This is a genomic window from Legionella bozemanae, assembly GCF_001648595.1.
Taxonomy (GTDB): Bacteria; Pseudomonadota; Gammaproteobacteria; order Legionellales; family Legionellaceae; genus Legionella; species Legionella bozemanae.
In genome coordinates, this window is sequence record NZ_LBAW01000056.1 from 1 (window position 1) to 2,976 (window position 2,976).

Sequence of the window (2,976 nt, forward strand, 5' to 3'; positions counted from 1 at the left end):
GCTCCAGAGTTTCTTTAAAACCGGATAAACCCTTCTCACGTTCAATAAGATGAAATAAATTTCCCGACTCCCCTGTCTCAAAATGGTGCCAAAGACCTGAATCAAGATAAATTTTCAAGCTTCCTTTGGCTCCATATCGATATTCGGATTGGGTTGATAATCGATGATTCGGCTCTCCTAAAAGGCTTTTAACTAAAGAATCAGATACGTTCAATAATCCATTATACAGTTCTTCCGCATTAATAGACGGCTTTTGAGCAAACTCATATTTTTTTATGAATGGAAAATCTTTTACCTGTTCCTTAGATTCTTCCAGAATGTGTTCCTGAGCTCGATCCAGTAATTTCGTACTAATTCTTTGCTGTTTTTGTTGCTTCAAAAGATAAGCCTCTTCAGTCAATACAGCGGAGGTTTTATCCGCATCGCGTTGTTTCAGGGGATCTTCAAGTCTTTTAATTAAACCCTCAAAATTATCGGTATAAAAAGTTGCTTGATGGCTTGCACGAGTTGCATCAATTTCATGAGATCGGTGGGTGGTTACAACAAGACGGTCCTCCAATTCCAAGGCAATCATGAACTTGGATGTAGCACCCTGACTGGAATAAGCCGTATTCGTATAGGAATAATCCCAATGAAGATCTGATTGTTTTTTTAAATTCAGCGTGACCTGATTTTTACTGTTGCTTAAGCCTATTGTTTCACCAAAAACCTGTGTGACCGTATATTCTTCATTGGCAATAATGCCGCGAGCGTCATCATTTCGTTTTAATCGAATCCGATCCCCTGAGGCTAAAGGCCGTTCGTGCAATTTATAGAAGGAAGGCATTGTTTTGGGTAAAATAGAAGCGCTGATTGTAAACGCATCCTGTGACTCATCAACACAGAACAATTTGTTTGCTTCCCTATCAATGGATTTGACGGTGAAATAGTCGTCCTTTTTAGCCACCGAATAGTTTTTACCAAACCGAATGACATCACCTGGTTCAAAAGAATGTGCCTGTACTTGGTCAGCTTGATCCATGCTGACTGGGAATAAGCGCTTACAAAGTATATCTTGACCGTGTAGTTGATATTGTTGGTGCAACCCTTCACGTATTAACACTTCAATGGGTGTTCTGTCCTCATGAGCATGAGCAACTATTAGCGTATTTTTTTGACACTCATGGGTTCGGCTGAGAAAATCGTCAGCAATGGCACGATAAATGGATGTGTAGTCCTTTTTTCCTTCCTCATCAGTACAATTAATTTCAATCAGTGATGAATGATTCAACCCCTGTACCGGTGTCTTTCGCTGCACGTACTCTTCTGGATTAATGTTTTTTATGAGTTCAAAAGCCTTCCCAATTTCTCTACGTGATGCAAACTCCGCTGCTTTTTTTAATTCAGGATTCGGATTTTGGCGCACAATCTCCGTCATAAATGCTGTTTTTTGCGATTGGCTTTTGATGGTAAGCTCATGAGGAATCCCTGAAGCCAGCGATTGCAACTGAGTAATATCCCCTGTAAACACCATTCGCGATTGGGTGTCAATGCACTTTTGTTGTAAGGCATGGTACTTCTCATTATCAATCATGGAGCTTTCATCCACAATGACTAAGTGATTAGCACCCAACCCACCGTCATTGCGTAAAAAACTATCAATGGTCTGCGCCTGGATGCCATTCGCATTGAGTTCCTCTACGGCTTTATGCGTCGGTGCTAATCCAAGCACTTGAAACTGATTGCTCTCAGCAATGTCCTTCACATGCCGCATCATTGTGGTCTTACCAACACCTGCAAGCCCTTGAATGGATACAAACCGGTCGGATGTGCTCACCACCAACGTGATAGCATCTTTTTGACCTTGCGTTAAGGTTTCAGGTAATGACAAAAGCTTTTGTGCAGAAGACTTAATGGGCTTTACCGTATTTTGCTCTTTGTAATTAGCCTGCTGTATCGCCTCTTCAATGTGTAACGCCTCTTTGGTCGTCCAATAAGTATCCAAATAAACTAAGGAATCTGCTATTCGCCCTTTAAGTAATGGAGCAATGTCTTCAAAATCTGCCGTTCCTAATGCATGCATTAAAGCATGGGTCATTAAATCACTGTGTTTAAAGGCTGCATTGCGTTCCGTGCATTTAGCAAGCGCATACGTGAGCGCTGTGGCCGCAATGCGTTCTTTGTCTTCTGATTTTAGATCCAGGTGATGAATTAACGTGTTAAGTTCTCGTTCCAATGCTTTATTGGCATAGGCCATATCACGGTAGACTAAATCTGGCTTTTTTTGTTGCACATCATAGGCGGTCCATTTCAATTGCACACTCTCTAAAAAGCGCTGTGCTTTTTGCCCATCATCAGTAAACAGAATCACATGCTGCGCGTGTTCACCGATTTCTCCGATAAGGTTACGATTGAGTTGGTAAGGTCGTGCCGCCATAAACACTTGTGTGGTGTCTGGTTTTATCTCATGAGGTTTTTTACAATAATCATAATCAAAATGGTATTCAGACAACGCTTTATTAGTCAAAAATAAGGTGTTGGACTCATGGCGTACATAGATGCCTTCTTCAGTAATTTTTGACACAACAAACGAACTCTTAGGCGCATATTTGACTCGTTGATGATATAAGGACTGTTCATTGATTAACCGTTCACCAACAGCGACTTCTAGTATTTTTTCTCGTGATACATGAAAGTCTTCTTTGGCATCATAAGCAAACAAACTTGTCTTGCCCTGGGCATTTTCTAAATGCAGCCCATTGGCACCGACTTCACATACCTTATAGTGCTTCGGTATTCGTCCTTCGTTATAAAACGTGATTTTATCGCCTACTTTATAAGAATGAGCATATCCTTTTTCCGTTTGAGTCAAGGAAACTGTCGTCAAAACAGCTACCTTTTTCATTTGCCTGGATAATTGCCCCTGCTGCACCAGACCTTCTCGTATCTGGCTCGTCAAAGTCTCCTTTTGTTTGTTATTCAAGGCAACCAGTGCAC

General features: G+C 41.2%; 1 protein-coding gene. It reads right to left on the reverse strand.

The features are described from left to right. Nucleotides 1–2,938: conjugative transfer relaxase/helicase TraI (gene traI, locus A8O27_RS17905; protein ID WP_259293100.1), on the reverse strand; the 2,938-nt coding region annotated here is incomplete at its 3' end. Nucleotides 2,939–2,976 lie beyond the last annotated feature (38 nt).